The sequence below is a fragment of the Paracoccus rhizosphaerae genome (genome assembly GCF_026162645.1).
GTDB classification, from domain to species: domain Bacteria; phylum Pseudomonadota; class Alphaproteobacteria; order Rhodobacterales; family Rhodobacteraceae; genus Paracoccus; species Paracoccus rhizosphaerae.
In genome coordinates, this window is the sequence record NZ_JAOTBE010000151.1 from 1 (window position 1) to 1,871 (window position 1,871).

The 1,871-nt window shown below is 55.4% G+C and carries 2 protein-coding genes and 1 pseudogene; 2 read left to right on the forward strand and 1 reads right to left on the reverse strand.

Annotation, left to right across the window (positions count from 1 at the left end; all coding sequences use genetic code 11):
• Window positions 1-326: 326 nt before the first annotated feature.
• Window positions 327-1,076 carry a Hint domain-containing protein gene (locus tag OC184_RS20020; RefSeq protein ID WP_265508935.1) on the forward strand — a complete coding sequence of 250 codons (750 nt, stop codon included), beginning with the start codon at window positions 327-329 and terminating at the stop codon, window positions 1,074-1,076.
• Between the two features lie 31 nt (window positions 1,077-1,107).
• Here the strand turns inward: OC184_RS20020 and OC184_RS20025 are convergent, their stop codons facing one another.
• Window positions 1,108-1,290, reverse strand: a complete 183-nt coding sequence (locus OC184_RS20025) for a hypothetical protein (RefSeq protein ID WP_265508936.1) — start codon at window positions 1,288-1,290, stop codon at window positions 1,108-1,110.
• 254 nt (window positions 1,291-1,544) lie between these two features.
• Between OC184_RS20025 and OC184_RS20030 the strand changes: the two are divergent.
• Window positions 1,545-1,761, forward strand: a pseudogene (locus OC184_RS20030) (IS66 family transposase); the annotation flags it as partial.
• Window positions 1,762-1,871: the final 110 nt, after the last annotated feature.

The window sequence follows — 1,871 nt, forward strand, 5'->3', positions numbered from 1 at the left end:
GACCAGTTCGTCGTGCGGTAGCGGGCGGGTGGAGGCTTACTCATGCGACCCGTCTAACCGCACGGGTTCGCGATGTGAATCGTCCCACGTCAGAGTTACGCAACAACGCCTTCTGGATCTGATATTTCTTAGCACTGTTTCTAGTTGCAGGTCCCCCACTCCCGATTGCCGTGAACCTGTATATAAATACAGTATGTTTATTTGCAACCCGTTGATTGATTTGAAATTGCAATCTTAACGAGAATTGACTTGGTCTAACACTCTCTAGAGATCATCCTGACTATTGATATCATCCATTCAACTTCTCTGGTGATGTGGACGCAGTTATGATCGATGCTTATCCTGAAGCTATTAAGATGCAGAAGACAGGGCGGATATTGCACCTGCCCATGTTCGGCTTGGGAACGGCAATAACAGGAGTTGCATCTTTCTGGGGAACCTATGCGTTTTCAGGAGGTTATGTCGCCCCTATCATCGAGATCGCAGGCCCAGTTGATACCATTGCTGCTTCGCCTGCCCCGTATTGGCTTGCTCTTATTCCCTTGGGCCTGCTGGCTGCACTTGGACTAAGCCAAGACGGCAATGGAAGGCCCGTTTCTCCGCCAGCGGAATATGGTGGCCCGTGTTTTTGCGAAGGGACATTGGTTCTGCTCGAGCGCGGGTGGATCCCTGTCGAGGACATCCGTGAGGGTGAGCTGATCAAGACGTCGAACGGAACTCAGAAGGTTCTTTCCGTCGAAAGCTGGCAGCCTGTGGAATTTCGCGATCGGCCCTGCGTCGTCAAAGGCGTGCGCGTATCAAAAAATCACGGAATTTCGGATGGTCGGCAACGCATCCCAGCTCAGGACGTATCAACTCTCAGATCGCCCATCGATGGCTCGAGGTATTTCCATATCCTCGTCCGTGACCATAGTTGGTTATACGCGAAAGCTGACGTCGCCGGTGAGGTGCTGGAGGCAGAAAGTCTCTACATTACATCCGACCTTGCCATCTCGAAAACCTTTCCTGAACTTGTCGCATTGCATAAAGCCCGCGCGGTAGCACCCGACGCATACACTGTTGGCAAGGTGGGATGATGTGCTTGCCCCCGTCCAGCAACTGTATCTCTCAGGCTGTCGCGGCGGTCCATTTCTGATGGCTCTTGCACAAGGCCTTCGCGATGGTGACGCGCTTTCCGGCAATGGCGGTGATGATGACCTTGTGCGGTTTTCCAGCCTTGCGGGGGCGATCTGCGAAGGAGTTCAGGCTTGGGGTGTGATATGCCGCGACCAGTGCCGCCTGGAACGTCACGTGCCGCAGCCTCTTCGCCGGTGATGATGCCGATCTCGGGCATCTCGGCAATCAGCATCGCTGGCAACCGGGCCGGTCCCCGTCGACATGCTCGAACATCGCGGCGGTGCCCAGTTTCCAATGTGTGCGGGTTTGGACCAGCAGCCGTGGTCGACGTCGGCCGGTCTGGGGTGCTCCGCCGGCACGGGTTGGGTGATTTTTCTCCTGAAACGCCCTGTTATATTGGTTTCTGAGCATATGTGGTAGATGATGGCATGTCGAATGACGCGCTCATCCTTCCCGAGTATCCCCCTGTTCTAAAAGCAATAATCGCCGCCTTGCAGGCGGAAAACGCGAAATGTCGGCGGCAATTCGGACGCATGACCGCTGATCCAGATGCTGCGCATGCGGATCCCGAAGCTCAAGAAGCAGGCCTTTAGCAAGTCCTCGGAGAAGATTAGCAACTGTATCTCTCAGGCCGTCGCGGCGGTCCGTTTCCGACGGCTCCTGCACAGGGCGTTCGCGATGTGACGGGCTTTCTGGCAACGGCGGTGATGATGACCTTGTGCGGTTTTCCAGCCTTGCGGAGGCGATCTGCGAAG